Annotated in this window: 29 protein-coding genes; 7 read left to right on the top strand and 22 right to left on the bottom strand. The window is 35.9% G+C overall.

Annotated features, from left to right (window positions below):
- Positions 1-53 precede the first annotated feature (53 nt).
- Complete coding sequence (gene greA / locus M2372_RS23770) at positions 54-524, bottom strand: transcription elongation factor GreA (RefSeq protein ID WP_115972700.1); 471 nt, start codon at positions 522-524, stop codon at positions 54-56.
- Between the two features lie 110 nt (positions 525-634).
- Between greA and M2372_RS23765 the strand changes: the two genes are divergently transcribed.
- From M2372_RS23765 to M2372_RS23750, 4 genes are all read left to right on the top strand, one after another.
- Complete coding sequence (locus M2372_RS23765; RefSeq protein ID WP_123321571.1) at positions 635-1,093, top strand: hypothetical protein; 459 nt, start codon at positions 635-637, stop codon at positions 1,091-1,093.
- A gap of 9 nt (positions 1,094-1,102) precedes the next feature.
- On the top strand, positions 1,103-1,552 hold the full coding sequence (gene dtd, locus M2372_RS23760) for a D-aminoacyl-tRNA deacylase (RefSeq protein ID WP_123321570.1): 450 nt from the start codon (positions 1,103-1,105) through the stop codon (positions 1,550-1,552).
- Between the two features lie 16 nt (positions 1,553-1,568).
- The gene (locus tag M2372_RS23755) at positions 1,569-2,165 is read left to right on the top strand and encodes a hypothetical protein (RefSeq protein WP_123321569.1); all 597 of its coding nucleotides are present in this window, start codon (positions 1,569-1,571) and stop codon (positions 2,163-2,165) included.
- Positions 2,166-2,372: 207 nt separating this feature from the next.
- Complete coding sequence (locus tag M2372_RS23750) at positions 2,373-4,028, top strand: S8/S53 family peptidase (protein ID WP_123321568.1); 1,656 nt, start codon at positions 2,373-2,375, stop codon at positions 4,026-4,028.
- 206 nt (positions 4,029-4,234) lie between these two features.
- Here M2372_RS23750 and M2372_RS23745 read toward each other — a convergent pair whose 3' ends face one another.
- The 11 genes from M2372_RS23745 to M2372_RS23695 all read right to left on the bottom strand — a co-directional run bounded on the left by M2372_RS23745 (position 4,235) and on the right by M2372_RS23695 (position 11,221).
- Complete coding sequence (locus tag M2372_RS23745) at positions 4,235-4,747, bottom strand: hypothetical protein (RefSeq protein ID WP_115972705.1); 513 nt, start codon at positions 4,745-4,747, stop codon at positions 4,235-4,237.
- Positions 4,748-4,807: 60 nt separating this feature from the next.
- Positions 4,808-5,347 (bottom strand): hypothetical protein, encoded by a 540-nt coding sequence (locus tag M2372_RS23740; protein ID WP_123321602.1) that lies wholly within the window; start codon positions 5,345-5,347, stop codon positions 4,808-4,810.
- Between the two features lie 200 nt (positions 5,348-5,547).
- Positions 5,548-6,234 carry a DUF1361 domain-containing protein gene (locus tag M2372_RS23735; protein ID WP_123321567.1) on the bottom strand — a complete coding sequence of 229 codons (687 nt, stop codon included), beginning with the start codon at positions 6,232-6,234 and terminating at the stop codon, positions 5,548-5,550.
- 12 nt (positions 6,235-6,246) lie between these two features.
- Positions 6,247-7,617, bottom strand: coding sequence for a DUF4153 domain-containing protein (locus M2372_RS23730; RefSeq protein ID WP_123321566.1), 1,371 nt, complete (start codon positions 7,615-7,617; stop codon positions 6,247-6,249).
- Between the two features lie 24 nt (positions 7,618-7,641).
- A complete protein-coding gene (locus M2372_RS23725) occupies positions 7,642-7,935 on the bottom strand; it encodes a hypothetical protein (protein ID WP_123321565.1) in 294 nt (97 codons plus the stop codon).
- A 12-nt stretch (positions 7,936-7,947) separates the two neighbouring features.
- On the bottom strand, positions 7,948-8,433 hold the full coding sequence (locus M2372_RS23720; protein WP_123321564.1) for a Coq4 family protein: 486 nt from the start codon (positions 8,431-8,433) through the stop codon (positions 7,948-7,950).
- Between the two features lie 45 nt (positions 8,434-8,478).
- Entirely contained in the window at positions 8,479-8,784 is a 306-nt protein-coding gene (locus tag M2372_RS23715) for a hypothetical protein (RefSeq protein WP_123321563.1), read from the bottom strand.
- A gap of 12 nt (positions 8,785-8,796) precedes the next feature.
- Positions 8,797-9,636: a metallophosphoesterase gene (locus M2372_RS23710; RefSeq protein ID WP_123321562.1), complete on the bottom strand. Its 840-nt coding sequence runs from the start codon at positions 9,634-9,636 to the stop codon at positions 8,797-8,799.
- Between the two features lie 61 nt (positions 9,637-9,697).
- Positions 9,698-9,988: a transcriptional regulator gene (locus M2372_RS23705; protein ID WP_045492574.1), complete on the bottom strand. Its 291-nt coding sequence runs from the start codon at positions 9,986-9,988 to the stop codon at positions 9,698-9,700.
- Between the two features lie 7 nt (positions 9,989-9,995).
- On the bottom strand, positions 9,996-10,601 hold the full coding sequence (locus M2372_RS23700; RefSeq protein WP_123321561.1) for a hypothetical protein: 606 nt from the start codon (positions 10,599-10,601) through the stop codon (positions 9,996-9,998).
- A gap of 2 nt (positions 10,602-10,603) precedes the next feature.
- Positions 10,604-11,221: a hypothetical protein gene (locus M2372_RS23695; RefSeq protein WP_123321560.1), complete on the bottom strand. Its 618-nt coding sequence runs from the start codon at positions 11,219-11,221 to the stop codon at positions 10,604-10,606.
- Positions 11,222-11,419: 198 nt separating this feature from the next.
- Here M2372_RS23695 and M2372_RS23690 point away from each other — a divergent pair, with 198 nt between their 5' ends.
- Positions 11,420-11,950, top strand: a complete 531-nt coding sequence (locus M2372_RS23690) for a hypothetical protein (protein ID WP_123321559.1) — start codon at positions 11,420-11,422, stop codon at positions 11,948-11,950.
- Between the two features lie 48 nt (positions 11,951-11,998).
- Here M2372_RS23690 and M2372_RS23685 read toward each other — a convergent pair whose 3' ends face one another.
- A complete protein-coding gene (locus tag M2372_RS23685) occupies positions 11,999-12,763 on the bottom strand; it encodes an enoyl-CoA hydratase/isomerase family protein (RefSeq protein WP_123321558.1) in 765 nt (254 codons plus the stop codon).
- 339 nt (positions 12,764-13,102) lie between these two features.
- On the opposite strand from M2372_RS23685, the gene M2372_RS23680 reads away from it, so the two are divergent.
- Complete coding sequence (locus tag M2372_RS23680; protein ID WP_123321557.1) at positions 13,103-13,654, top strand: phage tail protein; 552 nt, start codon at positions 13,103-13,105, stop codon at positions 13,652-13,654.
- A gap of 32 nt (positions 13,655-13,686) precedes the next feature.
- Positions 13,687-14,508 carry a T9SS type A sorting domain-containing protein gene (locus M2372_RS23675; RefSeq protein ID WP_123321556.1) on the top strand — a complete coding sequence of 274 codons (822 nt, stop codon included), beginning with the start codon at positions 13,687-13,689 and terminating at the stop codon, positions 14,506-14,508.
- 87 nt (positions 14,509-14,595) lie between these two features.
- On the opposite strand, the gene M2372_RS23670 is transcribed toward M2372_RS23675, so the two are convergent.
- From M2372_RS23670 to pcaF, 9 genes are all read right to left on the bottom strand, one after another.
- On the bottom strand, positions 14,596-17,280 hold the full coding sequence (locus tag M2372_RS23670; protein ID WP_123321555.1) for a DEAD/DEAH box helicase family protein: 2,685 nt from the start codon (positions 17,278-17,280) through the stop codon (positions 14,596-14,598).
- A 34-nt stretch (positions 17,281-17,314) separates the two neighbouring features.
- Positions 17,315-18,010 (bottom strand): SMUG2 DNA glycosylase family protein, encoded by a 696-nt coding sequence (locus tag M2372_RS23665; RefSeq protein WP_123321554.1) that lies wholly within the window; start codon positions 18,008-18,010, stop codon positions 17,315-17,317.
- A 9-nt stretch (positions 18,011-18,019) separates the two neighbouring features.
- A complete protein-coding gene (locus M2372_RS23660; protein ID WP_123321553.1) occupies positions 18,020-18,805 on the bottom strand; it encodes a DUF4241 domain-containing protein in 786 nt (261 codons plus the stop codon).
- A gap of 121 nt (positions 18,806-18,926) precedes the next feature.
- Positions 18,927-19,556: a transposase gene (locus M2372_RS23655; protein WP_123321552.1), complete on the bottom strand. Its 630-nt coding sequence runs from the start codon at positions 19,554-19,556 to the stop codon at positions 18,927-18,929.
- A 314-nt stretch (positions 19,557-19,870) separates the two neighbouring features.
- Positions 19,871-20,581, bottom strand: a complete 711-nt coding sequence (locus tag M2372_RS23650) for an XAC2610-related protein (protein WP_148060827.1) — start codon at positions 20,579-20,581, stop codon at positions 19,871-19,873.
- A 97-nt stretch (positions 20,582-20,678) separates the two neighbouring features.
- The gene (paaZ, locus tag M2372_RS23645; RefSeq protein ID WP_123321550.1) at positions 20,679-23,174 is read right to left on the bottom strand and encodes a phenylacetic acid degradation bifunctional protein PaaZ; all 2,496 of its coding nucleotides are present in this window, start codon (positions 23,172-23,174) and stop codon (positions 20,679-20,681) included.
- A 116-nt stretch (positions 23,175-23,290) separates the two neighbouring features.
- Positions 23,291-24,136 (bottom strand): alpha/beta hydrolase, encoded by an 846-nt coding sequence (locus tag M2372_RS23640; protein ID WP_228455804.1) that lies wholly within the window; start codon positions 24,134-24,136, stop codon positions 23,291-23,293.
- Positions 24,137-24,730: a transferase hexapeptide repeat family protein gene (locus tag M2372_RS23635; RefSeq protein ID WP_077413742.1), complete on the bottom strand. Its 594-nt coding sequence runs from the start codon at positions 24,728-24,730 to the stop codon at positions 24,137-24,139.
- A gap of 96 nt (positions 24,731-24,826) precedes the next feature.
- Positions 24,827-26,032 (bottom strand): 3-oxoadipyl-CoA thiolase, encoded by a 1,206-nt coding sequence (gene pcaF / locus M2372_RS23630; RefSeq protein ID WP_123321549.1) that lies wholly within the window; start codon positions 26,030-26,032, stop codon positions 24,827-24,829.
- Between the last annotated feature and the right edge of the window lie 44 nt (positions 26,033-26,076).

Raw genomic sequence — 26,076 nt, 5'->3', positions numbered from 1 at the left:
TTATAAGTTAGAGATTAAATACTGGAAGTTTAGAAATGAAAGGGTGTATCAGACTATAGAGAAATGTCTAATACTTCAAAAGAAAGTTTATTTCCGTTTGGTAAAGTAATTTCAGCAGTTTCACCTTTAACTTTACCTAATAAACCTTTAGCAATTGGAGTGTTTACAGAAATTCTTCCTGTCTTAAGGTCGCTTTCGTTATCCGGCACCAATGTAAATACCTGCTCCTGCTTCGTTGCATTATTCTTAAGCTTCACTGTAGTTAAGATAGAAACTTTTGAAGTATCTAATTGGCTTTCGTCTATAATTTTAGAAGTTGAGATAACATCTTTCAGCTTGGAAATTCTCATTTCAAGCATTCCCTGAGCCTCTTTAGCCGCATCATATTCTGCATTTTCAGACAAATCACCTTTGTCTCTAGCTTCTGCGATCTGCTGAGTAATTTTTGGCCTTTCCACAGTTTCCAACTGTTCCAGCTCAGCTTTCATTTTCTCAAGGCCCTCCTTTGTTACATAGCTTGCCATAATTTTCAAAATTTAGTTTTAGTATAAAAAAATAATCCGACATTTGCCGGACAATGTTTTACGTGTTATAATCGTTTAATTTTTACAAATATATAAAAATTTAAATTGAAATGAAAAAAACTTTTTCGATACTATCTATTTTCATCCTATTGATTTTCAGTAATTTATCTATAAACTCATGTGGAAGCAGAGAAGATACAGTAAGCTGCTTTCCCAATGTTCCTATCAATGTAACCATTAATCTAAATACCATGCCTAAGTATAATGCTTTGAATTATGACAATGGCTGGGCTTACGTCAACGAACAGCAATCCGGAACCAGAGGATTGATCATTGTACGTACGGGAAATGTATTTAAAATATATGATCGTAACGCTCCTCATCTATGTCCGGATAATGATACAACACTTGAAGTTAAAGACAATATCGCTATTATATGTCCGAAAGATAATACAAAATGGATTTTAAGGACAGGTCAACCTGAAGCCGGCTCTAAAACTTCATTACCACCCAAAACATATCCTTACAATTATGACGAGGTTAGTAAAACTTTAAATATTTACTTTTAGAATAATAAAATGAAGATCGTTATACAAAGAGTTTCTGAAGCCAATGTAAAAGTAGACGGAAAAACCGTTGGCGAAATAGAAAAGGGATTAATGCTGTTGGTGGGTATTGATGAGAATGATGAAAAAGCAGATGCAGATTGGCTGGTACAGAAAATACTCAATCTGAGAATCTTTGGTGATGAAGATGACAAGCTTAATCTTTCTGTAAAGGATATTTCCGGGGAGATCCTCTGCATCAGCCAGTTTACTCTGATTGCAGATTATAAAAAAGGAAATCGTCCTTCTTTCATTAAAGCAGCCAAACCTGATAAAGCCGTCCCTCTATTTGATTATTTTAAAGAAGAGATGGCAAAATCCGGATTAAAGACAGAGAGCGGTATTTTCGGGGCAGATATGAAAGTTTCACTGATTAATGACGGGCCTGTAACCATCGTTATGGACTCAATAACCAAAAGCTGATTGCAGAAGTAAGTATATGAAGAACAAGAATATTATCATCGCTTATCTTGTATTGACATTGATTTTCCTGAGTGAAATTGTTTTAAATTTTAATAAATACAGTTATGCCGGATATTACACGGATAAAATTATGGGCTGGCTCTGGCTTGCAATGACTGTTTTTATCATTATCAGGCTTTGGAAGAAAAAAGCAATAAAGGCTTATTTTGGACTTTTGATTGCAGGAATTATTTTGAGTATCCTACCCATGATGATTCCTTTTTTTGCTATTCTCGGTTATTTCTCAACTTTTGACAACTACCAGAGAATTCAGCTTAATAATGACTACCGAATTGAGAGATATCGTCCCGGAGCACTGTCTAAACCGCATATAGCTATTTACAGGCAGAAAGGTATTCTGGAAAAAAATATCAGCAAAGTGCCCTATATTGATGTTTTGGAAAGAGTTTTACAACGTTCTTCGATTGACATTCCAAGTGATGAGAGACAGGAAGGAATTCAGGAAGCCAGATTCGTTAATGCAAACAAAGACAGCATCGGCATTGAATACCAGATCATGAATAAAAAGCAGATTTTTTATCACAGAATCTACGAAAATCAATTTGAAGATTAACCGCATTGATCCTTCACTGTATACCAATAAGGAAATACCTTTCAGCAAAACTGAAAGGTATTTTTTTTAGAAAAATATAATAAATCCTTTGCACAAAGGACAAACCGGTTCATTGAAAAATAAATTCACAAAAACGTGATTTGTTTTCATTTTATTATTATTTTTGATATTATCCAAACCAATTCACAACCATTTAATAAAAATAACATGAAAACAAAAATCAAACTTCTTACATTATCTGTATTCTGTTTCTCCTTTTCCTTTGGGCAATCTCAATCAACACGCAATGATGATCAAAACGATCAGATATACGTATGTTTTTCAAAGGGTATCCATTCGGAAAAGGCTGCATTTACCAGAAATCCTGAGCTGGAAAGGTTTGCCAGGGAAAATGGAGTTTCATTTACATATGATCTGGGATTCAGTGATGCAAAGATCAATGAAATGACAGAAAGCAGTAAAGTGAATGGAAATACCGGTGAATCTGTTCAAAAACTTAAAAGGATATTTAAAGCTGATCTTTCTGTTCAAAAGGACGGATCTTCTAAAAATCTGATTCGTATTCTTGAAAAATTCCCGGAAATAGAATATGTATCTGTGATGAGTGGCACTCCTATTGAGCCCCCATTTGTTAATATGTTTGTTGCCACTCCGGATCTGGAAAACCTTCAGACTTACCTGAATGACAATCCGGGAATCAATGCAAAATATGCATGGTCTAAGGGAATTACGGGACAGAATGTACGTATCCGTGATGTGGAATATGGTTTTTACAAAACACACGAAATGCTCTCCAACCAGAATTCAATTCAATTAGAACCCGGCTATTCTCCCAATTCAGGATTAGCCAACAATAACTATCGTGATCACGGAACAGCTGTGGTAAGCATTTTGGGATCTGTAAAAGATAATATCGGGCTTACAGGTGCGGTTTATAATGCGTCAGAAATAAAAGGATATATGGAATGGACTACTGTTGGATATAACAGAGCTTCAGCGGTAAGCAGATCGATCAATGCTTCTCAGGCCGGGGATATCATCCTGTATGAAATGCAGACTGGTGGAAAAGATGGCCAATATTGTCCTGCAGAGTACGACAGTGTGATCTGGGATCTTACAAAAGCGGCTACAGATTCAGGAATTATTATCATTGCAGCAGCCGGAAATGGAAATCAGGATCTTGATGATCCTTTTTATGCTGCATACAGAGCAAGAGGAAACAGCGGCGCAATCATTGTAGGAGCAGGAACTCCTAATACCACTCATTCTAAACAAAGCTTCAGTACTTATGGAAGCAGAGTGGATGTACAGGGTTGGGGAAGCAGTGTTCTGGCAGCCGGATACGGATCGTATGCAAAGTATGATAACGATAACAACAGAACATATAACTATTTCAGCGGAACCAGTTCTGCTACCCCTACTGTGGCTTCTGCAGCTGTACTTCTTCAGTCTTATTATCGTCAGAGTACAGGGCAATATTTAAGCCCTACCGCTATGAAAAATCTTTTAGTTTCTACCGGAATTCCACAGGGAGGTACTGATGTTAATAAAAAAATCGGACCTCTTCCTAATGTGAAAAATGCTATTTTACAACTGGAAAGCAAGTCTACGGTTTCTACTAAGGCTTTGCCTGCTTTGGAGGTAAAAATTTATCCCAATCCATCCAGCAGCTATATAGCTATTCAAAGTACTGAAGATAAAAGACTGAGCATAGAAATCATCAATATGCATGGAAGGTCAGTGATAAAAAACACGGTTTCTTCCGGTGAAAAGATTAATGTTTCTCAGCTTCCTGTAGGCCAGTATATCATTAATATCAATGAAGGATCAAGACGGGTTGTGGAAAAGTTTACTAAACTATAGTTAGGAAGCGGGAAGATTGAAGCTGGAGGTTAATACTAGCCCTAGTATTACTAAAGATATAATAAAGCGATCTTTGTAAAAGTAAAAAGGGACAGTAGTTATTCTGAATGACTTTGATAACTGTCATCTTCTATTCTTTCTTATTCAAAGTAAAAAACTCCTTTCAGCGATTGAAAGGAGTTTTTTGTTCTTAACTTTTATAACAATTATTTCGCAGGGACGCTGCTGAAATTAAGGGCTACTTTAATATTCATGTCTGAAGAGGTTTGGTTCTTCAGTTCATAAACTGTTCTTACCGTAAGTCCTGAACTTTTTACAATGCTATCCAGGAATCCTGTGTCATTCAGATCCAGACTCATACTGGATGAATTGGTAGAGATATTTGAGCGGGATGCGATCAGTTTTTCTCCTGTTCCACTGGATGAAACGTATACTTTAATAGTTTTAAATGCGCTTAAATTTCCTCCTGAAGGAGATACTACGGATATTTTAGCATCAGAGATTCTTACATCCTTAATCTGTGCATTATTATTTCCTCCAAACCAGGTTTGTACATTGGTAGCGGTTGCGGTTGAAGAGACTTCTTTATCAGCAGGCACTCCTGTAGAAACTAAAACATTTGCTGTATAGGGAAATGTATTCTGAACCAGCGACTGTACGGTTCCACAACTTACAAGTACAGCTGAGGCGGCCATTGCTGTTAGAACTATATTTTTCATAATTTTAAAATTTAAACTTCATGATGTTAATTTGCAGAAACTGTACCAAATTGACTGATGCTACTCAATGCTCACTGTAAAATGTCCTTTAGTGTTTCCAGAAGCCATATTACTTTTTCCTATGATCAGCCATACTTCTCCTTTTTCAGGAATATCATAGGTGATTTCTCTTCCGAAAGGCCCATCATAATTTCCATTGGGAAGTTTTATCTGATTGAATCTGATATTAAAGTCTTTCTCTTTCGTCGAAATCTTTGCTTTGATATTAGACTGCTCAAAATTGGTAAGCTTTAGAATAAGCTCCTGATCATCATTTTTAAATTCTTCTCCCAAGGTAAAAGGAAGCTGAGAAGCGTCTGCTGTTCTCACAATCTGACCTTCTTTTTCATTTCTCATCACGCCTTTACGTAATACTTCTCTGGTAGCAGGAGCATTGTTAATAATTGAATCTTTCTTTCTTAATGCTACTGAATCTGCCTTATGAACAGAATCCGGCATTTCCGTTACAATGGTAGAATCTTTATGAGACACATCCGTTACAGCAGGATCTTTTTTACAGGAAATAATAATCAATGGAATTAACAATAAGCTTTTTTTCATAATAATTAATTTTAAGGCTTGAAGAAGATGGAAGATGGAGGCCGGGAGATGAAAGTTATTGTAGTTTTCCATACTTCCGAAGTTACATTTGATTGAATATTATCAATACTTACATATTTTGAGATGTACCATCATTTTCCACTTTCAACACAATCCTGGTTAATCAGGTCTTTTTAAATGCTAAAATTGTTCCAACTCTCTTAACGGTCTATATTTTCAGGCTGCAAAAGCTTTTCGTTACTGTTTCTAATGAGCTTAAAAGTGAAATACATAAAATTGAGCATAATGCCCATTAAAAGGGTAACACCCCAGGTCTTTGTATATTCCAGCGGATAGATAAAACGTACTACAATATCATTGAATAACCCGAAAGGATTATTGAGAATATCCCAACTGTTCCATCTCAGAAATCTTCCCAGATACACTCCAAAACTGCTCATGAAAAGAAAAAGCGCTACAATACCGTTAATGATTCTCTCTTTGGTATAACCGGAAAGAAGTTTTTCAATATCGTTGAGACTTATAAAACCACATATTAATCCTGTCCAGGCATAAGAGAGGATAACAATCAGATCGTACCAGATAGGAATGGTATTTCTTGCCTTTAAATGAAAAAGATCGGTCAGAATATAGGGTGAGTTCGGAAAAAACAAGATCCAGACCACAATAATGAAGACGACAGATATTTTACTTTTCATATTGAATATCAATATCAGGCTACTCAGAAATAAAGGGATCCATGCCAGAAACAGATTCCAGTTCAGAAAGAAAAACACCTTTGTTTCGCTGATATAATATCTGAAAACAGAGAGACTGAAACAGAACAATGTCATGAATACAAGCAAAACATTTATTTTAAATCGTGGAGATTCCATTAACTTTTTCATTGCGTTCTATTGTTATTTGATCGTTTGATAATACATAATTTTTGAAAGGAAAGATTTGGATTTTTCTACCTTAATTTTATTCTGAAGATCCTTTTTAAGCTTTTGATTATTCTTTTCATCTGCATATTTTAGCAGACCTTTTTCACTGAAGTTAACTGACCCCAAATGATAGTTCACTGCAAAATCTTTCCGCTTCATATTCTGTGAAGTAATAATACCACCCCAGTTGATATAGCTGCAAATCAAAATGGTTCCATAAAGATACCACGCCATGGTATTGAAGAGGAAGGCATTTCTTTTTTGCCTTTGAATTTTAATGAAAGTTAAACCAAGTCCTGCCAGAGATAAAAGAAGGAATACAAAAACACCCAGCCTTTTATACGTGAAGGCGTAGTTGACAATATATTCATAGTTTTTAGCAGCTGCAGACAGAATAAGAATAGCATTCAAAATAATCCAGACTTTAGCTAAAATTTTCAGCAGCTTTGCTTTGGAATCAAAATTGAAACCTGATTTAAAATAGAACATGATCACCAGAATAGCCATCACAATAGACATAATCACAGCATTGACACGCTCATGCGTCTCTTCCGAAAGCTGAACCGGTGTTTTTGAAACTTCATAGAACTGCTCATAATTATAGGTGATAATGAAAAAAACCAGCAAAATATTCAGACAAAAGAAAGATATTACACCACTCGTTCTTTCTGCGTCCAGATCAAGGAACGAATAGGTTGACTTAGGTTCCTTGGCGTTTTCCTGAAAGTCATTATCCAAAAAATGATGATTTTTATAGATCAGCCTTTCCACAGCGAAGTTCCAGAAATTAAAAGCAATAAAAAATCCTAAAACGGAAAGACAGAAGACCTGCCAAAGATTGATATCCAGTTCATAATCTGTGAAAAGAGCTGCAAAATGATCACTTCCTGCGGCATAAATTCCAAAGAAAACGGAAATAAGGACTAAAGGAATGAGTACAAAGGCCAAGATCTTCTGCCACATTCCCGGAATGCTCTTTTGAGGCAGCCATTTATCAAGCATAAAAATTCTGCAGATTGAAGTACAGCCATTGGTTATAAAAACAGGAATTAAAAAAAGAACCTTCATTTTTTTGTTTCTTGATTTATAAGCTAATAGAAGCAGTGAACTTGCCACCGCCAGAAATGACGGAAAGTCTCCATACCAAGCAAATGCAATCCCCGAAAGTATACTTGTCCCTGTAAGCAGGTAAAATACTCTGGTTTTGTTTTTTTGAGGAGTTTTAAAGAAATTCAGAATTGCATATAAAATTCCAAGGATTCCAAAATTCAGCCCCATATCCTGATCATAAAATAGAATGACAAATAGGGCTGTTGTTAGAAATATATAGTGATGTGTTTTCATGATAATAAATATTTAAAAATTAAATTATGAAAAATTGAAAATAATAAGAAGATACATTGCTGCGATTGGAATATTTGCCAACAAAAGGAGAACAGAGTTTCCCGAATCTTTTCTTTCGGAAATATCCATCAGGAAATGAAGCAACTCATATAAAAGCACTGTCATGTTCACAGGTATTGCAAAAATTACATAGATCAACCCACAAATCAACAAGTCTTCATTTCTGGTGATAAAAAATAATAAAAACAAGAATGTACCAAGACCGAAAGAAATAAGAAAAGTATATCTCCCGTTAGAACTTAACTTTATATTTTCCACGTCATTTGCATTTTAATGTAAAACAACCGGATCTTTCTGTTGGATAAAATCTTTCAGATGCTCAAAGTTCTGCCAGAGTAAACCTTCAAAATCCCATTCGTAGAAGGCTCTCATCGTCTGTCCTTTCCGATAGGCATTAAAGTAAATTTTCATGTATTCCGGAAGAATAAGGGTTCCCAATACAATAGCTGCCAGCAAATGGGCATTGAGCTTTCCGTTTCCAAGCAAAAGATATTGCATGGCAATTTCATCCTCAAAGTTGGTCCCGCAGCCAGTGATCAGATGGTGAACATCATGATTTTCCATTTTGGGAATCATTGAAAACCCATGTTTATGGTAGAATTCTCCTAGTTTTCTTCCCAGTGAATCTTCCCGAAACTCCAGCAGCTGCCTTTCATTGAACTGCCATTGTCTTTTTTTCTTTTTAAAGTATTTTCTGTAGAGCTTTTGAGTTTTATCGTACACAAAAAGCAGAAACTGAACGCGTATTTTTTTCATAGTGTATGTATTAAAAAAAGAATGAGAACTATTATGATTTAAAGATTACCAATGTCCATCAGAAATTAAACAAATCCCGATGACAGCATACAGAATTGCAATGGGAATATTGATAGAAAGTATACCAATTGCTTTTATACAAGTTTTTAAACTGGATCGATTCACAAGTCCATGGATTAAAAAAGCGAGTACCAGGAATAAGTTAACGGGAGTAGCAATAATGAGCAGCATATAACCGGCCGCGACGAACGGCTCCAGTTTAAATACGCCTCCTAAAAGACAAATTGTTCCCAGGGCAAGACCCCCACCGAATATTGATTTACTTAAATTGATGATATCTTTATCTTCCATTGATGTAATTATTTAAGCTTGGGTTAATGTAAAAACAGTGATTTCGGGACGTACCATAAATCTTATCTGAAAAGAATGCCCAAGGGCACGATTGATATACAACTTTCTCCCATCTTTCAGATCAATCTCCCCGGAGATATATTCTTTATTCTTTACCGGAAGTATAGGGGTAATGATTCCTGGAATTCTACATTGCCCCCCATGGGTATGTCCGCTCAAAATCCAGCCTTGATACCCATTCCATATATCCAAATCACAGGCATCAGGGTTGTGACAAAGTACAATATTGGCTTTTGATGGATCATATTTCGCCATCGCTTCTACAGGTTGAAAGCGGGATGACCATAAATCTTCGAACCCTATAAAATTCAAACCATAACTTTCCTCCTGAGTATTCCTGAGCATCGTGATCCCTGAATTACTAAGTGTATCACATATTTTCTCTGAACATTCTATATCCTCCCAGTTTTTTCCATAATCATGGTTTCCTAAGATTCCAAAAGTTGCTAAAGTCCCCAGAACACAGTTTTCCATTACTTTTTTCAGATCTCTCTGTTCCTGAAGGATTCCTGTATTTACAAAATCTCCGGTGTACACTACAAAATCGGGTTTGTATTGTTTAGCTTTTTGAAAAGAATCAATGAGAAAATGCCAATCGAAATAAGCCCCTACATGCAAATCAGAAATCTGCATCAGTATCTTTCCTTCTAATGCCTGAGGTAAATTTTTCACAGGAAGCTTTCTTTGAACAAATTCTATCCAAAAAGGTTCTACCTGCCAAGAATACAATCCAGGGAAAACACCCAAAACTGAAATCTGTAAGATCTTTTTTAAAAATGTTTTTCTATCCATTACATCTATTTTAAAACAAAGAACTTTGAATTACAAAGTTAAAATTCAAAAAAATATAGGACTACCGTCCCAATAGTTTTTCAAGGGCATCCAGATGATCTGTAAAAGCCTGTCTGCCACTTTGTGTAACACGGTAAGAGGTCTTGGGCTTTTTTCCTACAAATTCTTTTTTCACTTCAATGTACCCTACTTTCTCTAATGCATTACTGTGACTGGCAAGATTTCCATCAGTAATCTCCAATAGTCCCTTCATTTCGGAGAAATCAACCCAGTCGTTCACCATAAGAACGGACATAATACCCAATCTTACACGACTTTCAAATTCTTTATTGAGTTGACTTATTTTGATCATTTTTAATTTATTTATTAGGAAAACATTGTGGTCCTATAGCTCCACCTCCATATTCAAGGGCTAGATTATGATTACGCAAAATATATTGGCAACCATCATTAAACATATTTCTGTCTGTATCCCTATTTTGAAAAACATTAAAAGAATACATTCCTAAGCCACTTCTTTTAAAGCCTATTTTAACAGGTTCTCCGTCTTTAATGGAAATACAATTCGCATTATCCAGTTTTTCCTTTAGGATTTTAATCTCATCGTCTGTCCAGTTTAATTCAGCTTTTAGCTTTGATACTGTTAAATCAGTAATATTTATATTCCAATTTTGGTAGGTCTGTTTACTCTTACTGAGATGAGTAATTGTTATCCTCTCCAAAACTTTATCATTTTTAAACTCTATATCAACAACTTTATCCGAAGGTTTGATTTTATAATAGTATTGAATCAGATCATTAATTTCAGCTTTATTCTCTAAATATTCTTCTTCAAGTTCTGTAACGGAATAGCCTTTACCTCCAAAATCAGAAAATACTATTCCTATAAAGACAATGCAACTTATAATAAAAAGAATCACCCCTCCAGCTAAACCGATAAAAATATAATTAAAGGTTTTAGACATTTTTACTTATATTTCTTATGCATAATAAGCCCGTAGACAATATGCAGAATACCGAAACCTACTGCCCAGAAAAACAATCCCCAACCCAGAAAAAACAGAGACAATAATCCAAGAACAACCTCACAATATCCCAGATATTTTACATCCGGAAGAGTGTATCTTTCAGCACTTATAAGGCCCAATCCATAGAAAATCAAAGTTGTAGGAGCAATCCATACTACTAAATGATGCTCAATAAGAGCTGCACAAAAGATTCCTCCTGCCGCTAATGGGACTGAAAAGGTGACTAAAAGTCTTTTGGTAGTGGCATCCCAGATCTTTAATCCTTTCTTTTTACTTTTATTGGCTGTAAAAATATACCCACTGAAAACTGCTGCTACCAGAACTACTAATCCAGTGATGACCAATTCCTGAACCAATTCAGAGGTAAAATGAAGTCTACCTCCGTTAATGTATTCCATTTTTTTACTTTCCATGGCAAAATAGGCATACCCAGCACCTAAAAGTGCTACTACACCAGCCACAACTCCTGAGAGCCCGCTCAAAGAAATAAATCTGGAAGACCGTTCCATCATGGAACGGATATGGGACAAATCTTCGTGATAGTTTTTTGAATCCATAAAAAGAACTTTGAATTACAAAGTTATAATTTATTTTTAATCTGCAAAATATTTTTTTAAAACTTATACTAATTTTTTATCAAGCCAGTCCTATAATTTTTAACTTTAAGATGATCAAAAATATAGCCCCTATGAACTGATCACTATTCATCCGGGAAAGTAAACAGAAGAATAATGTCCAATTTTAATTATCTTATTATGACAAAAGTTTTAATTGATTATTCTCAGATACACTTACAGGAAAATATTCCTTTAAACGAGGAAGAGCTCAATAGGATAGCCATCCACAAAAGAGATTTTTATAAGGATTTTTCAGGAGTTGTAATTGCCGTTATTATGATTGTCATGATTATGGCCGGTTATTTTTTAAAAAACGAGTTAAAGAATTTTAAATATTACCATTACCTTTTATTTATTGGTGTTGCAGTAGCATTCTATCTATTTTTTTTGCTAATGCATCGGCTTCTCTATCAATATTTCAAAGGGAGATGGAAAAAGGATATTAAAAACGGCAAAAACAGGTTGGAAAGCATAATTATTTCCAAGCATAAAACGGAAGGTGATGAGTACATTATTACTTTTGCGGGATGTCACAAAGGAAAAAAGATAAGGCTTCCTGTTGAGAAAACAGATTATGAGCAATATGAGATGGGAGCAAAAGTAGTGGTAAATTATTTCAAATACAGCCAGGAAGTTCTTTCTCTTGAACATTTTGAGAGTAAGAATTAAAAAAGCCGCTGAAGTGATCAACGGCTGAATATTTTCAAGAACTAAAAACTATTTTGCTCTTAGTCTTTCTTTAATAGCTTCAATATTTTTCTTAGCAGAATCTTCCAGAATAAGGCTGGCACTCATGTGAATCCTTGCTGGCATCAGTTCATTGAAATGATCTGTTCCTTCCCATGAAACCTTTTTGATCAATGCCAAAGCATCGCTGCTTCTGGAAGCCAGGGTCTGCATAAACTTGTCAAGTTTCTCATCCATTTCCTGAATATTTTCTGAAACAGAATGGTATACATTATGCTGTTCTGCCCACTCAGCCGATCTGAAGTCTGCATCAATAGCCATTGCTGAGAACTGTGATTTTCCGATTTTTCTTTCTACATAGGGTCCGATTACGAAAGGTCCGATTCCTAAATTGATTTCTGTAAGTGCTAATGCTGAGTCTTTTGTTGCAAAGCAGTAATCAGCACCACAGGCAATTCCTACTCCACCTCCGGTTGTTTTTCCCTGCACTCTTACTACCACAATCTTTCCACAGTTTCTCATTGCATTCAGAACTTTAGCAAAGCCACCGAAGAACTTAGTGGAAGCATCCAGCTCTTCAATGGCCAGAAGCTCATCAAAACTTGCTCCTGCACAGAATGCTTTTTCACCTTCACTTTTTACTAAAATAGCCTTTACCTCATCTTTAGCTCCTTCTTCTAAAATAGTCTGAGCCAGTTTTTCTAAAATAGCTCCCGGAAGGGAATTACTTTTTGGGGTTCCGAAAGTAATTTCGGCAATATTATTTTTGATTTCTGATGCTACGAATTCGTTCATTTTAATTTTTATTGGATTCTTACAAAAATACTAAATACAGTGCTTTCGGAGAAACTTAGAGAGAATAATTTCATGCTATTTTTAAGGTTGGAAGCAGGAAGAGAGAAGTCAGAAGCTATTATTGAGCTAATATCTACTATTAGTTTTTATTTTAAATATATAATTCTGTTTTTAAGAGTAGAAGAATATCTCTTTACGTAGAAATACGGAGTCTTCAATTTGGTATTTTCTACTCTACTGCAGCTTTTATATTAGTTGTTCCTTTGGGTTAGAAATAAACGGCGGAATCTGAAAAGCCATCAACAGAGTAAGACTATTAAAGGCTAAAAAATATTGACCATGGACGAATACATTGGAATCGTTAAGTTATTTGCAGGAAACTTTGCACCTAAAGGCTGGATGTTCTGTGACGGAAGTTTACTAAGAATCTCAAGCAATTCAGCGCTGTTTTCCATTCTGGGAACCACTTATGGTGGAGACGGAATCACCACGTTTGCTTTACCCAACCTAAAAGGGCGTACTGCTATTGGGGCTGGAAATGTAAATGCCAACGAATATTATCCACTCGGTGTAATGTCAGGAACTACACAAAACACTCTTCTACAGTCTAATCTTCCAAGCATTGGAGCTGGCTTTCAATTTAAAGTGGCAAACAAAAATGCCAATACTTCTACCCCTACTGCCGCAACAGCTATTGCTATCACTGGAACACAGGTAGGAAGAGACTTCAATCCTGTTACAAGTTTTGTAAATAATGCAAATCCCGATACGGCTCTTAATAGCCAGAGCATTTCTTTTATAGGACAAAATTTACCGGTGAATAATATGCAGCCTTACCTGGGATTGAATTATATCATCTGCATTGCAGGTATTTATCCTCCACGAGATTAATATATCATAACCTAATATTTAAAACAAAGATCATGAAAAGCACTACTATTTTTACAATTTGTAGTCTGCTCATTTCAATTTTCTCATTTGGGCAGACCAGTACAGAGCAATTTGAGACAGAATCAAACGGAAGCACAAGCTTCACTGACAATGGAGTGATTTTTAATGTCATTTCTCACGTGAGTGTTTTTGATATCCAGGCTAACTTTCCGGGAACAGGCTGGAATGGAACGGCCAATGATAACCGTTACATTGATAATTCTAATAATCCGGATTCTCCGCCATCATTTAGTATTAAAACCACTTCTAATTTATTTAAGGTGAACAAATTCTGGATGTATCTCTCAGCATTGAATCTTGAACTTAATGTAGCAGGTTCCATTACGATAACCGGAAGGTTGAGTGGTGTCACAAAATTTACCCAAACAAAAACAAATGGGTTTGCAACAAGTTTAGGTAGCACCAACGGATATACTTTAATTGACCTGACTAACCTAAATGGACAAAATTACTCAAACATTGTTATTGATGAACTTCGTATCACGGCAAACGGAGAGTTTAGGTATGTAGCTCTTGATGCTTTTACCTGGGTAAAAGACAGTAACATTGTGTTAGGAACCTCAGAAGCCAAAAGCACTCAAAAAAACTTGATTCTTTATCCTAATCCCACTCATGGCCCTATTTCTATTAATTCAGAAAAAAATTCGGAGGCCAAAATTTACAGTACGGATGGCAGAATCCTAAAAACTTTTCAGATTCAGAAAGGTTCTAATGAAATCAGCATTTCAGAATTACCGAAAGGAGTTTACTTTATTAAAACAGCCACTGAATCTACTAAGGTTATTAAAAATTAATATTTACAAGTCTCATATCCGATCTTGTTCCCACAAAGATTCTAATTCATGAACAACACCCCTTGATTATATTAAGGGGATTGTTTTTTATCTTGTCCATTTATGGAGGTGTTCTATTCTCCCATTTCTTTTTAAAAGGGCTTCAAACCTCAGTTTTAGCAAGATATTGCGGCCGTCAATGGTTCTTGTAAAAATAAGTTCTGATGCTCCAACGGTTTTATTCCAGGTTTTAGTAAAAAATTCTGCACTTTTTTTATTTTTTGCAAAAATTTCAGGTACCGGAAAATACTGTTCTTTTTTCAGAAAGAAAAAAATCTTTTTCTGTTTCAAAATATATCGTGGATTATCTACCGGAGAGACCATTTCCTGTAAAGTCTGAATAAACTGCGTGCTTTCATATTGACTGCCTCCTTTCAGGTAGCAGAATGCTCCTTCGCTGCTATTGGATGAACTTATAATATTCAACTGTTCAAAAGAGGTTCTTATCACTCTTTCATGAATCAGCCCGTGTAAGACTACTTCTGCAAGTGCTCCAAGTTGTTTCCCAATATCCCGGTATCTCCAGTATTGCTTTACTGATATATATAATTTTCGCCCATATACGATGAAACCTGCTAATCCAAATAAGGATACAATCAATGAAAAGGTTTTTACAGAATCAATCGCCTGTATATTTCTGAGAATACCGAATAAAAGATTCTGCCAGAATAATAATACGGAAGATGCCATTACCTTCACTATATTTCCTGACATTTTTCCGACATAGTCCATCTTCACGTCCTTCATCGCTGTCATATTGATGGAGGGAACCTGTATTTCTTCTACTAAAATATTTCCAAGATCAAGTGCTTTTCCCCAACGGCTGATAAGATTCTTTCTGTCCTGGGCCAGAACAAAAAATGACTGATTAATTTCTGAAATTTTGCTCTTAGTTTCTATGGTCTTAACATTAAGCCTTTCAAAATTGTTTTCAATAGTAGGAATATCTTTATTGGAAATCCCAACAAAGGTTTTAAACCGCCGCTTCATAATATTCAGATCCTGCCCGCCAGTTTCATCATTAGGATCAAAGCAGACAAGATGCCATATATTGCCTGTCTTATGAGGAATATCTTTATCTGTTCTTATAACTCTTCCCCTCATCTGATTGGACAGTACAAAGGAACTTATAAAGCTTGCCAGAATTAAAGTATTCATTTTTGGAGCATCCCACCCTTCTCCCAGCAATGATTTGGTTCCTATTAAAACATGAATACCTCCACACTGAAAGATTTCCGTAATAATGTGTACAATATCACGCTTTACCTGTTCCGTAAGGTTGATCATAAGATAATCCGGATCATAGCTCAATGGTGAAAGCCGTATCCCCAAAACTGCTCTTTTCATACAGAGTTCCTCAAATACACTTTTAGCATTTACCGGAATAATCACCAGACTCCCTGTAAGAATCCCTATTTTTTTCTGCCGGAAGTTTTCCCGCCTCAGTTTTTCAAAGATGGGAACGGTTCCTATTTTATCAAGGGTGAGGGTATTCTGGGTTCCGTTATTCAGATATTCTTTTTTTATAAAATCAGTTAGGATAACCATTCTCAGATCATCTTTAAGTACGGAAGATTCAAAATCCACGATATCCTGTATTCCCTGAAGTTTACCTATACTTGAATTGAGAATCTGATTTGTATTTTTATTATTAAAGAAACTCAGAGTATTCTGTTCCAAAAATCCGTGCCTTTTTAAACGGTTACCTAAGTCTGTATGGTGATCTTCATAATTTTTAAAATGAACTTCATCTACCAGTAAATAGAAGTCGAGAAGTTCTTCCATCCAGAAGAAATCAAATTCAGGAATATATTTCTGCTGATCACCGATAATTTCAAAATGAACTTCGGGAATTTCTTTTTTCCTGAAATGAAGATAAACCAGCCCGGAAGTATAGGAAGATATATTTTCATAGATCCAATCCAGGTGGCTCAACGGCTCCTGATATACAGGATGCTCCTCAATAGCATTGAGAAGAATATCGTCTTTTTTAATTTCTTCAAAGAATCCTAAGGCCTGCTTATGATAATATTCAATTTTCTTTTGCTCTTCCAGAGAGGGTAATGTAAAGTGTACCAAATCCTGATGTGGGCAAAGATCTCCTTCAATCATCAGTTCAGGAACTGATATTTCTGCATCTATAGGACCATTCAACTGGATATACTTTTGCCATTCTGTACCGGAAACATCAAAGGGAGGTGTCGCAGTAAGGGAAACAACAGTGGGTTCAATTTTATTTTTAAGTTCCGTAAGACTCCTCCACCAGGCATTTTTCAAATGGTGAGCTTCATCCAGGATAAGGGTTCCTACTTTTTGTTTCTGAAGGCGTTTTATAATTTCTGAAGCTGGTACTTTTGGAGATTTTCTCATAGTTTCCTCCTCTTCTTCAGCCGTTTCAGAAGCAGCATGAATTCCCTGATAGGTTGTTACAGTAATAATTCCCGGCTTTCTAATATCTGAAGATATCCATTCGGGAACCGTTTCTGTATTGAGGAACAGTTCACAAAATCTCTGAATCCACTGATTTTTTATGGCTAAGGTAGGAGCTACAATGAGTGTAGGTTTGCCAAGCCTCAACATGACTTCCAGCCCGAGAACTGTTTTCCCAGAACCTGGAGGTGCAGAAACATGAAGATGATTATCTATAAGATATTCGTCAAGATGGTCCAGAAATTTCTTCTGATAAGTTCGCCAGTTATATTTAAAAGTCGTGTTTTTAGGGAAAACATTCATGTTCACAATTTAATAAAAAACAGCCTCAAAGGAATTACTGATTTTTATCTTTTAATGATAAAATATATTTGTCTATATACAGCTGTTTTTCTTTTGATTTGTATTGCTGAATATATCGGGGATGCTCCAGAACCGTCATGGTATCGAAAAGCTGGGCCTCTTTATTGAGCTTTGAGATAAATTCAGCATTTTTCTTCCCAAGAATAAACACTTCTGAAGTATCCAGATTCAGGCTGATATGTTTTTTGAGGGAATCTATCATAAAAACTTTTACAGCTTCAAACAGTTCTTTATCGTCATAATAATTGGCATTAAGCCATCCGTTCTTTGTTTTTCTTACAATGGCTAAAGGGAATGGAGAATTGATATAAATATCTTTATAAAAAAGATCTGCACCACCATAATCAGCAATCATATCATACATAAATACGGAGGAAACTTCATGAGTACGGGCAGATTTCATTGGTATTCCACAGACGCTTTCCAATCGTTTGGTATCTGTAAAAGGAACTCCTGTTACTCCTGCCCCATGGCGGCTGGGATTAATACCAACAATAAACTTTCTTTTGCCGAAGTCGTTATAATATTTGTGATAAAACTTTTGCATGACCTCCATCGTCTCCGGATTGTCCAGATACGGATTCAATGCTTCAAAGCCTTCGGGAAGGTTTCCTGAATAGTTTAGATTTTCATTGAATTCAATAACCTGATCTGCAAAAGTTTTACTCATCAGTTTTATTTATTTTAGAAAAACAAAATTATCTGCCGGGCCTGTTTCTTGATCTTCGTCATCCTCCTCATCTTCGTCTTCATCATATTCAGACAATTCTAATTCAATATCAATAAAATGAATATATACTCCGCATAATTTGTCATTTTCATCATAAGCAAAGTAAACCGGATATACTCCATCTCCTACTCCACTTGCAAATATTGGAATCTGATATTCTGTATTGGGTACTTTCCAATTGATCCAGTCTCCCAGACCTCTTTGGTTTCTCGGATCTTCTTTATAACTTTTGGCAAACAGTTCTGCAAAATAATCATCGTAAATATTCTCTACGTCCAGTTCTGAAATAAACTTATCCACATGAGGAACCACTTCAGGATCGGTAATACACGCTAAACCGGCATCAACATTAAATCCAAAAAAACCGTCCTCACTGGCACTATCAATATTTTCTATACCAATTAATGCTTCTCTGTAAATAGCCGGTTTTTCTTTAGTAAATTCAACTTTTACTGCGGCATAGCGATCTCCCCAATCTTCCAGCTTTACTACGGCAATGGTTACAGGAAAATCTCCTTTGGGAACCTCAACAAAAAAAGGCTGCTCCTTCTGATTCAGATATACAAGGGGATCTCTTACAATTACTTTTCCTGATGGCAGGGAAACATTACCTATTCCCATCGTCTCCATCTTTTGCTCCATAATTTCATCAGAGGTAAAATAGGTCTCAATATCTACAGGAGATATCAATTTGTCTTTTATCTCTTCCCATTTTTGCATCCAATTTTCGTTCATTGTTTCTTATTTTATGATTGAAGTTTAAAAATACTATTCATTTATTGATTTTCAAAATACTTCGGTCTGGTTTTTTTGGCTTTTTATCCTTGTCAAGGTTTTGAACCTTGACAAGGATAAGTTAAAACTCAGCATCAAAATCAATCGTCTTTTGATGTGACAGGATAAAATTTTGTTTATTATCGAATAGTTTAATAACTTCATCCCTTTTCAATAGCGTTTTTGAATTACTCAGAATTGACTGATAAGAGGAAAAATTATATTTTGAAAACTGATCCGTGACAGCATATTTTTCCGGATTTTGATGAATATAAATAATTAGGTTAATTAAATACTCATCCGAAGTAATCAACTTCCTTTTAAATGGGGATTCAATAAGAGCTCCATGTCTTTTATTTTCTTTATTAAAAGCTTGGGAGTAAGAATTAAAAATTTCAGCAAATTGTTTTGAGAAAATATTCTTAAGAGAATGAAGTCCCAGCGGAGTGGTCTCAGCAGCCTTGTCAGGGTTTTGAACCTTGACAAGGCTACCCAACTCAAAATCAGATTTTATTTTAACTAAAAGATGAAAATGATTAGGCATCAAGCAATAGGCATATACATCACAGACGGAAATAAGAAATTCAGACATTTTATTGAGGAAAAACAAATAATTCCGATCTGATTTGAAAATATTCTCTCCGTTAATACCACGATTATAAATATGGTAAAAACAATCTGCTTCAATTGAAGTAGTTCTGATATCTGCCATCTTTGTGTTTTTAAGCTAACCTTAGAAAGATAAAAAATTCCGTTTAAATTTTATTAACCATGTCAAGGTTTTGAACCTTGACATGGTTAAATTAAAAACAGCATCCAGTAAACTGAGTTCCAAATTCACTTTTGCAATTCCTTGCTTTGCACTACTTTTTTATGCAATTTAGTTTTCAATGAAATACGCTTTATTTCATAAGCAATTCGAAAGGATTATTTCATGATCCCAAAACAATAACATTTCAAAAAACGAAACTTTTTGTATCAAAACAACAATCAATATTGATACAAAATAAATCCAAATATTATAAGTTAATATTCCAAAGGCTTATAATTTCTAAAGACTCTGTAAAAATCCTCTCCTGAATCCAAGAATCGCTTTTTTTGAATAACTCTGAACTTCCCTGCAGCATCTTTTTCTTCTACCAAAATCGTATCTGAAACCTCTACTCTTGCAAACTCATCCAAAGAATCCTTTTTTATCTTAAGGAATTCTGTGGTAGTGGAGCCTGTTAATATCAAAGAATTGATGCAATTTAATTCTGCATTATAACTTAAGTTCGGATACCTTTCAGAGTTTTTGATGTGAATAAAACCTTTACTTTTTGGATCATATACAAATAGAGTCATCACAATATTTCCTCCTCTTCCTGCTATGGCACTTTGGTAGGTTATATCATTAAATCTATCGTTATTAAAATCTTCAATCTCTACATTAAGATCTGAAACTCCATCTTTATCAAATTTAAAACTGTTCTTCAGCTCCCAGATATTAAATTCTGAGCCTTTGGATTCCACCCAGGTCTTTTTAAGGTCATAAAAATGAATGGAAGCATATGCATCTCCATTTCCGGAATGCCTAAATTTTTCAAATACAACTTTCGTTTTACCTTTTGTGCCTGCATTCAGACTGTCTACAAATTTTTCTTCAGAAAAATAACCTTCACTTCCAGGTTTGGGATTCCCTGAACAGGAAAAAAGAGCCAGTCCCAAAAAAGCCACAAAAAGAATCCAATCCCTCATGTTTAAAAGTTTTCCTGAATTTAGAGAATAAAAACAGAATAATAAAATCCCTTTCAACATAGAGCTGAAAGGGATTTTAATAAGTATTTATTTTGAATTAAATCAATCCGAATTGTTCAAAATGATGGGTAAAATGTTTCTTATGCATCAGTTCCCACATTTCTTTATTCAGTTTTCCGAATACAAAGTTCATGTGCTCCGCCTGTGGATTTTCTTTGTAATACACCACAAATCGTTTTAGATTATCAGTGAATGCCTGTTTTGCAGATTCCAGATTCTTATGGGTAAGTTCCGGAAGTGAACCATCCTGTGGTAAAAACGGAGCGGTAAAGTCCTTCGGCATTGCTCTGTGGTTATAAAGAGAATCCTGCCATTTTTCAAGATGTTCTTCAGGAGTGAAGCATTTATCTGCTTCAGGCTCACCTAAACTTACCAATAAAGCCTGATCCAGGTGCTCAATCATTTGCTGTGGAGACATTTTACCCCAAAGTGCAGGAGTACTTTCTGTTAATCCACTTAAGATCTTTTGAACATTCTTCACAGTAAGGTCGATGAAAGGAGATTGTTTTGCCACCAGGGTTAAAATAGTTGCTACACAAACCACCTCATCTCTTTGGTTTACTACTTCCACCAGCCATTTTACAACTCCTGACGGAATATTTCTTCCCTTAACTCCTCTGTTAACCTTTTCTTTTGCTGTTAAATAAACGGTAATGGTATCACCAGCATATACAGGTTTAAAGAAACTACATTCTTCTAACCCATAATTGGCGATAACTGGTCCTTTTTTCCCGGACACAAATAATCCTGCTGCTGCTGAAAGGATAAAATATCCATGCGCAACTGTTTTGTCGAAAATAGTTCCCGTTAAACTTGTAGCATCAGTATGAGCATAGAAATGATCCCATGAAACATTGGAAAAATTTACAATATCCGCATCAGTAACAGTTCTTCCTGCTGTTTCCAAAGAATCCCCTACTTCAACTTCTTCGAAGTATTTCTGGAAAGGATGTTTGTCTGAGAATTTCTTCTCCGCTCCTTGCTGGTAAATTTTAGTAATCGCTTTCAACACATCCGGTGATCCCTGAATTGCAGTTTTCTGCAGGAAAAAATGAAGACCGCTTAATCCGCCCATTTCCTCTCCGCCTCCTGCTCTACCAGGTCCGCCATGCATTAGTGTCGGAAGTGGTGAACCATGTCCAGTGCTTTCTTTGGCATTATCTCTGTTCAAAACAAAGATTCTACCATGTTGGGAGGCCATTTTCCATGAGGTTTCTGCAATAAAGTTCTCATCATGAGAAACGATAGATCCTACCAAACTTCCTTTTCCTCTTTTTGCCAAAGCCGCTGCTTCTTCAGCATCTTTATAGGGCATTAATGTAGATACCGGCCCGAAAGCTTCTACATCGTGGGAGATATTTTTTTCGAAAGGCTTATCATTCAGGAATAATTTAGGACTCATAAATGCTCCGTTGTCATAGTTAGCATCTACCAGTTCATGTTTTCCATCATAAACAAGCTCTGTTTCTGATTTTAGAATATTTACTTTTCTCAGAACTTCCTCGTATTGCTGTCTTCCCACTAAAGATCCCATTCTGGTTTCTCTGCTTAACGGATTTCCTATTTTTGTTTGGTCCAAAGCTTTAGATAAAGCATTCTGAACATCTCCTATTAAGTGCTCAGGAACAATAATTCTTCTGATCGCTGTACATTTCTGACCTGCTTTTGTGGTCATTTCGTTACGAACTTCTTTGATGAATAAATCAAATTCCGGAGTTCCCGGTTTTGCATCCAATCCAAGAATAGAACAGTTCAGAGAGTCTGCTTCCATATTGAAACGTACTGCATTTCCGGCAACAGAAGGAAGTGATTTCAATTTCCTTCCTGTAGTAGCTGAACCTGTAAACAGAACTGAGTCGCCATCCTGAATATAATCCAGAATATTCCCCGGTTCTCCACATACTAACTGTACTGCTCCTTCCGGTAAAACTCCACTTTCAATCATATCCTGGAATACCGCATTCGTAAGGTAAGATCCGAAAGGAGATGGTTTCACAATAGAAGGAACACCTGCCAATAAGGAAGTAGAAAGCTTTTCCAACATTCCCCACACCGGAAAGTTATAGGCATTGATCTGTACAGAAACACCTTCGCTAGGCGTTAAAATATGAGTTCCCAAGAAAGTTCCGTTAGCTGAAATTTTCTGAGTATCTCCATCTACCCAAAATGAAGTATTGGGAAGCATTCTTTTTGCCAGTCCGGAGTAGGTAAAGAAAGTTCCGAAACCTCCTTCAATATCCACCCATGAATCCACATGTGTAGCTCCTGTTTTATATGATAAGTCGTAATATTTTTTCTTTCTTTCCAGCAGGTAAAGTGCCACTTTTTTCAACATTTCCCCACGGTCGTAGAAAGTCATTGAAGAAAGGTTTTTATATCCTACTGTTCTTCCATAGTCAAGAGCCTGCTCAAAATTAAGTCCTTCTGTATCAGAAACAGCTACCTGCTCTCCTGTAACGGCATTGTACAAAGGGATTCCGTTTCCGGTGCCTTCTACCCATTGTCCGTAGATATAGTTTTTTAGTTTTTGCATAAAATATTTAATTTAACCATATAAAATGTATCGGTTGATCAATGGGTGCTTCTACTTCGTTCAGCATGACTATTGATTGTTACATTTTTACATTGGTATAGTGTTATATTGATTAATTATTTTGGTTCCTGATATGGAAACATTTTCACTAATCCTTCATATAAGCTTCTGTGAAGAATGGTTGCGTGATTGTCTGTTTCCATCATTTTGTATTCTACTGTCCAGTTTTTCTTTCCTGCTTTTTTCAAAACATCATATAAACCTTCTGCATCTTTTATCATCACAGGGTGTTCTCCTTTTCCTACAGAAACATAAACGAACTTTTTAGTATCCGCAGATTTTGAAAGTAATTGAGGTGCCTGCTTTAAAAGGCTTTCATCATCCCACCACAAACTCGGGCTGATGATGAAATAATTGTTGAACATTTCAGGTTTTTTCAATAGGATTTCTGTTGCTAAAAGCCCACCAAGCGACTGTCCGAACAGATACTTTTCTGTAGTTTTAAACTGGCTCTCCACATAAGGTTTCAGTTCTTTTTCAAAAAAGGTGATAAACTTATCTGAATGCCCTGTTGTAGGATAATCTTTCTGCAAGTCTTTTAAATCTGTATGAAAAGTAAAATCTCTTTTTCTGTCTATATTCGCAATTCCAACCACAATGGTTTCCGGCATGGCATACATCTGGTTAAAGAACTGCACCAATCCTGTAACATGGATAAAGTCTTCATTCATACTTCCATCTAAAAGATAGATGATTGGATATGATTTTGCTTTATCAAAGTTTTGAGGAAGATAGATGTTCAATGTTCTTTCTTCATTCAGAGTTTTAGACTTAATAGTCCTCACTTCTCCTATTGTAAGCGGTTTTGTACTGACAGTCTGTGCTGATAAGCTACAATTTACCACAAACATCATGCTGCATACAAGAGCAATTCTTTTAATCATATTTAATTTTAAGGTCATTTATTTTATATCATCCCAAATACTGTAATCTACAATCTTTGTAGGGATCTGCTGAACGTATTCAGTAAATGGTTCACAAGGAAGAATGGCTTCTTTTCCTTCTCTTGCCAATTCCTGGTATAGTTTTGTTCCTTCTGTTTTCCAATGAATCATTTCATCAGAAACATCACGGATAATTTTTGCAGGGCTTCCTACAATTAGTTTCCTCGGTTCACATCTGAAGTTAGCAGGAACAAAAGCCAGAGCACCTACGATGCTTTCATCACCGATATACGCTTTATCCATCACCACAGAATTCATTCCGATTAAACAGTTCTTTCCGATATGTCCGGAGTGAATAATTGCTCCATGTCCAATATGAGCAGATTCTTCCAAAATCGTTTCTATATTCGGGAAAACATGAAGCGTACAGTTCTCCTGAACATTGGCTCCATCTTTAATGATAATTTTCCCCCAGTCACCACGAATCACTGCATTGGGACCAATATAGACTTCTTCACCAATTTCCACATTCCCGATAATTACAGCCTGTGGATGAATATAGGCCGATGGTTTTATAATGGGGCGGATACCATGATATGAGTAGATGTTCATATTTTTTAATTTGAGAATTTGAGAATGGGATAATTTGAAAATAAATAATGTCACTAAACATTTTCAAATTCTCAAATTATCCCACTTTCAAATTGATTATACTTTTTCAATGATCATTGCATAGCCTTGTCCGACACCGATACAAAGGGTACACAATGCATATTTTTTATCTTGTTTCTGAAGTTCCATGGCTGCAGAACCAATGATTCTTGCTCCGGAAACTCCCAGTGGGTGACCGATGGCAATCGCTCCTCCGTTTGGGTTTATTCTTGCATCATTATCCTGTAAACCTAAGCTTCTTGTTACAGCTAATGCCTGTGCTGCAAAGGCTTCATTTAGTTCGATGATGTCCATATCATCAAGAGACAGGTTTAATCTCTTTAACAGCTTTTGAGTGGCTTCTACAGGCCCGATTCCCATAATTCTTGGTTCTACACCAGCTACAGAAGATCCCAGGATTTTAGCTTTTGGTTTTAATCCGTATTTTTTTACAGCTTCTTCACTGGCTAAGATCAATGCAGCAGCTCCGTCATTCATTCCTGAAGCATTTCCGGCAGTTACTGTTCCTTCTTTTCTGAAAGCCGGACGAAGTTTTCCTAATCCTTCAATGGAAGAAGTGGGTTTAATAAACTCATCTTTTTCAAAAACAATCGGATCACCTTTTCTCTGTGGAATTTCAACTTTTACAATTTCTTCTGCTAATCTTCCGCTTTCCTGAGCTTTGGTTGCTTTTTGCTGAGACCAAAGGGCAAACTTGTCCTGATCTTCTCTGTTGATCTGGTGCATGTCTGCCAGATTTTCTGCAGTTTCACCCATTCCGTCAACGCCATACATTTCTTTCATTTTCGGATTGATAAATCTCCATCCGAAAGTAGTATCATACATCTGACTGTCTCTTCCGAAAGCTGCACTAGGTTTAGACATTACATACGGAGAACGTGTCATATGCTCTACTCCACCGGCGATATAAATTTCTCCTTCACCCGCTGCAATCGAACGGAAAGCATTAGCCACAGCAGACATTCCTGAAGCACAAAGTCTGTTTACCGTCTCACCTCCTATTTTATAAGGAAGTCCAGCTAATAAAAGTCCCATTCTGGCTACGTTTCTGTTATCTTCACCAGCCTGATTAGCGCATCCAAAAATTACATCTTCAATTTCCTCTACAGGAACTTGAGGATTTCTTGCAACCACTTCTTTGATAACAATAGCTGCCAAATCATCGGCTCTTACTTCTGATAATCCTCCCTGTAGTTTTGAAATGGGAGTTCTGACATAGTCTATGATGTATACGTTGTTCATAATTTTAATTTGAAAATGAGTCAATTTGAGAATTTGAAAATGTC

The sequence above is a fragment of the Chryseobacterium sp. BIGb0232 genome (assembly GCF_024810195.1).
Taxonomy (GTDB): Bacteria; Bacteroidota; Bacteroidia; order Flavobacteriales; family Weeksellaceae; genus Chryseobacterium; species Chryseobacterium pennae.
Note: the sequence above shows the minus strand (reverse complement) of the source record. Positions and strands in the feature narration are given on the sequence as shown.

What these genes read in the sequence shown, in the direction of transcription:
- greA (WP_115972700.1), bottom strand. Translation starts at nt 524, where the DNA reads ATGGCAAGCTATGTAACAAAGGAGGGCCTTGAGAAAATGAAAGCTGAG.
- M2372_RS23765 (WP_123321571.1), top strand. Translation starts at nt 635, where the DNA reads ATGAAAAAAACTTTTTCGATACTATCTATTTTCATCCTATTGATTTTC.
- dtd (WP_123321570.1), top strand. Translation starts at nt 1,103, where the DNA reads ATGAAGATCGTTATACAAAGAGTTTCTGAAGCCAATGTAAAAGTAGAC.
- M2372_RS23755 (WP_123321569.1), top strand. Translation starts at nt 1,569, where the DNA reads ATGAAGAACAAGAATATTATCATCGCTTATCTTGTATTGACATTGATT.
- M2372_RS23750 (WP_123321568.1), top strand. Translation starts at nt 2,373, where the DNA reads ATGAAAACAAAAATCAAACTTCTTACATTATCTGTATTCTGTTTCTCC.
- M2372_RS23745 (WP_115972705.1), bottom strand. Translation starts at nt 4,747, where the DNA reads ATGAAAAATATAGTTCTAACAGCAATGGCCGCCTCAGCTGTACTTGTA.
- M2372_RS23740 (WP_123321602.1), bottom strand. Translation starts at nt 5,347, where the DNA reads ATGAAAAAAAGCTTATTGTTAATTCCATTGATTATTATTTCCTGTAAA.
- M2372_RS23735 (WP_123321567.1), bottom strand. Translation starts at nt 6,234, where the DNA reads ATGAAAAAGTTAATGGAATCTCCACGATTTAAAATAAATGTTTTGCTT.
- M2372_RS23730 (WP_123321566.1), bottom strand. Translation starts at nt 7,617, where the DNA reads ATGAAAACACATCACTATATATTTCTAACAACAGCCCTATTTGTCATT.
- M2372_RS23720 (WP_123321564.1), bottom strand. Translation starts at nt 8,433, where the DNA reads ATGAAAAAAATACGCGTTCAGTTTCTGCTTTTTGTGTACGATAAAACT.
- M2372_RS23715 (WP_123321563.1), bottom strand. Translation starts at nt 8,784, where the DNA reads ATGGAAGATAAAGATATCATCAATTTAAGTAAATCAATATTCGGTGGG.
- M2372_RS23710 (WP_123321562.1), bottom strand. Translation starts at nt 9,636, where the DNA reads ATGGATAGAAAAACATTTTTAAAAAAGATCTTACAGATTTCAGTTTTG.
- M2372_RS23705 (WP_045492574.1), bottom strand. Translation starts at nt 9,988, where the DNA reads ATGATCAAAATAAGTCAACTCAATAAAGAATTTGAAAGTCGTGTAAGA.
- M2372_RS23700 (WP_123321561.1), bottom strand. Translation starts at nt 10,601, where the DNA reads ATGTCTAAAACCTTTAATTATATTTTTATCGGTTTAGCTGGAGGGGTG.
- M2372_RS23695 (WP_123321560.1), bottom strand. Translation starts at nt 11,221, where the DNA reads ATGGATTCAAAAAACTATCACGAAGATTTGTCCCATATCCGTTCCATG.
- M2372_RS23690 (WP_123321559.1), top strand. Translation starts at nt 11,420, where the DNA reads ATGACAAAAGTTTTAATTGATTATTCTCAGATACACTTACAGGAAAAT.
- M2372_RS23685 (WP_123321558.1), bottom strand. Translation starts at nt 12,763, where the DNA reads ATGAACGAATTCGTAGCATCAGAAATCAAAAATAATATTGCCGAAATT.
- M2372_RS23680 (WP_123321557.1), top strand. Translation starts at nt 13,103, where the DNA reads ATGGACGAATACATTGGAATCGTTAAGTTATTTGCAGGAAACTTTGCA.
- M2372_RS23675 (WP_123321556.1), top strand. Translation starts at nt 13,687, where the DNA reads ATGAAAAGCACTACTATTTTTACAATTTGTAGTCTGCTCATTTCAATT.
- M2372_RS23670 (WP_123321555.1), bottom strand. Translation starts at nt 17,280, where the DNA reads ATGAATGTTTTCCCTAAAAACACGACTTTTAAATATAACTGGCGAACT.
- M2372_RS23665 (WP_123321554.1), bottom strand. Translation starts at nt 18,010, where the DNA reads ATGAGTAAAACTTTTGCAGATCAGGTTATTGAATTCAATGAAAATCTA.
- M2372_RS23660 (WP_123321553.1), bottom strand. Translation starts at nt 18,805, where the DNA reads ATGAACGAAAATTGGATGCAAAAATGGGAAGAGATAAAAGACAAATTG.
- M2372_RS23655 (WP_123321552.1), bottom strand. Translation starts at nt 19,556, where the DNA reads ATGGCAGATATCAGAACTACTTCAATTGAAGCAGATTGTTTTTACCAT.
- M2372_RS23650 (WP_148060827.1), bottom strand. Translation starts at nt 20,581, where the DNA reads ATGAGGGATTGGATTCTTTTTGTGGCTTTTTTGGGACTGGCTCTTTTT.
- paaZ (WP_123321550.1), bottom strand. Translation starts at nt 23,174, where the DNA reads ATGCAAAAACTAAAAAACTATATCTACGGACAATGGGTAGAAGGCACC.
- M2372_RS23640 (WP_228455804.1), bottom strand. Translation starts at nt 24,136, where the DNA reads ATGACCTTAAAATTAAATATGATTAAAAGAATTGCTCTTGTATGCAGC.
- M2372_RS23635 (WP_077413742.1), bottom strand. Translation starts at nt 24,730, where the DNA reads ATGAACATCTACTCATATCATGGTATCCGCCCCATTATAAAACCATCG.
- pcaF (WP_123321549.1), bottom strand. Translation starts at nt 26,032, where the DNA reads ATGAACAACGTATACATCATAGACTATGTCAGAACTCCCATTTCAAAA.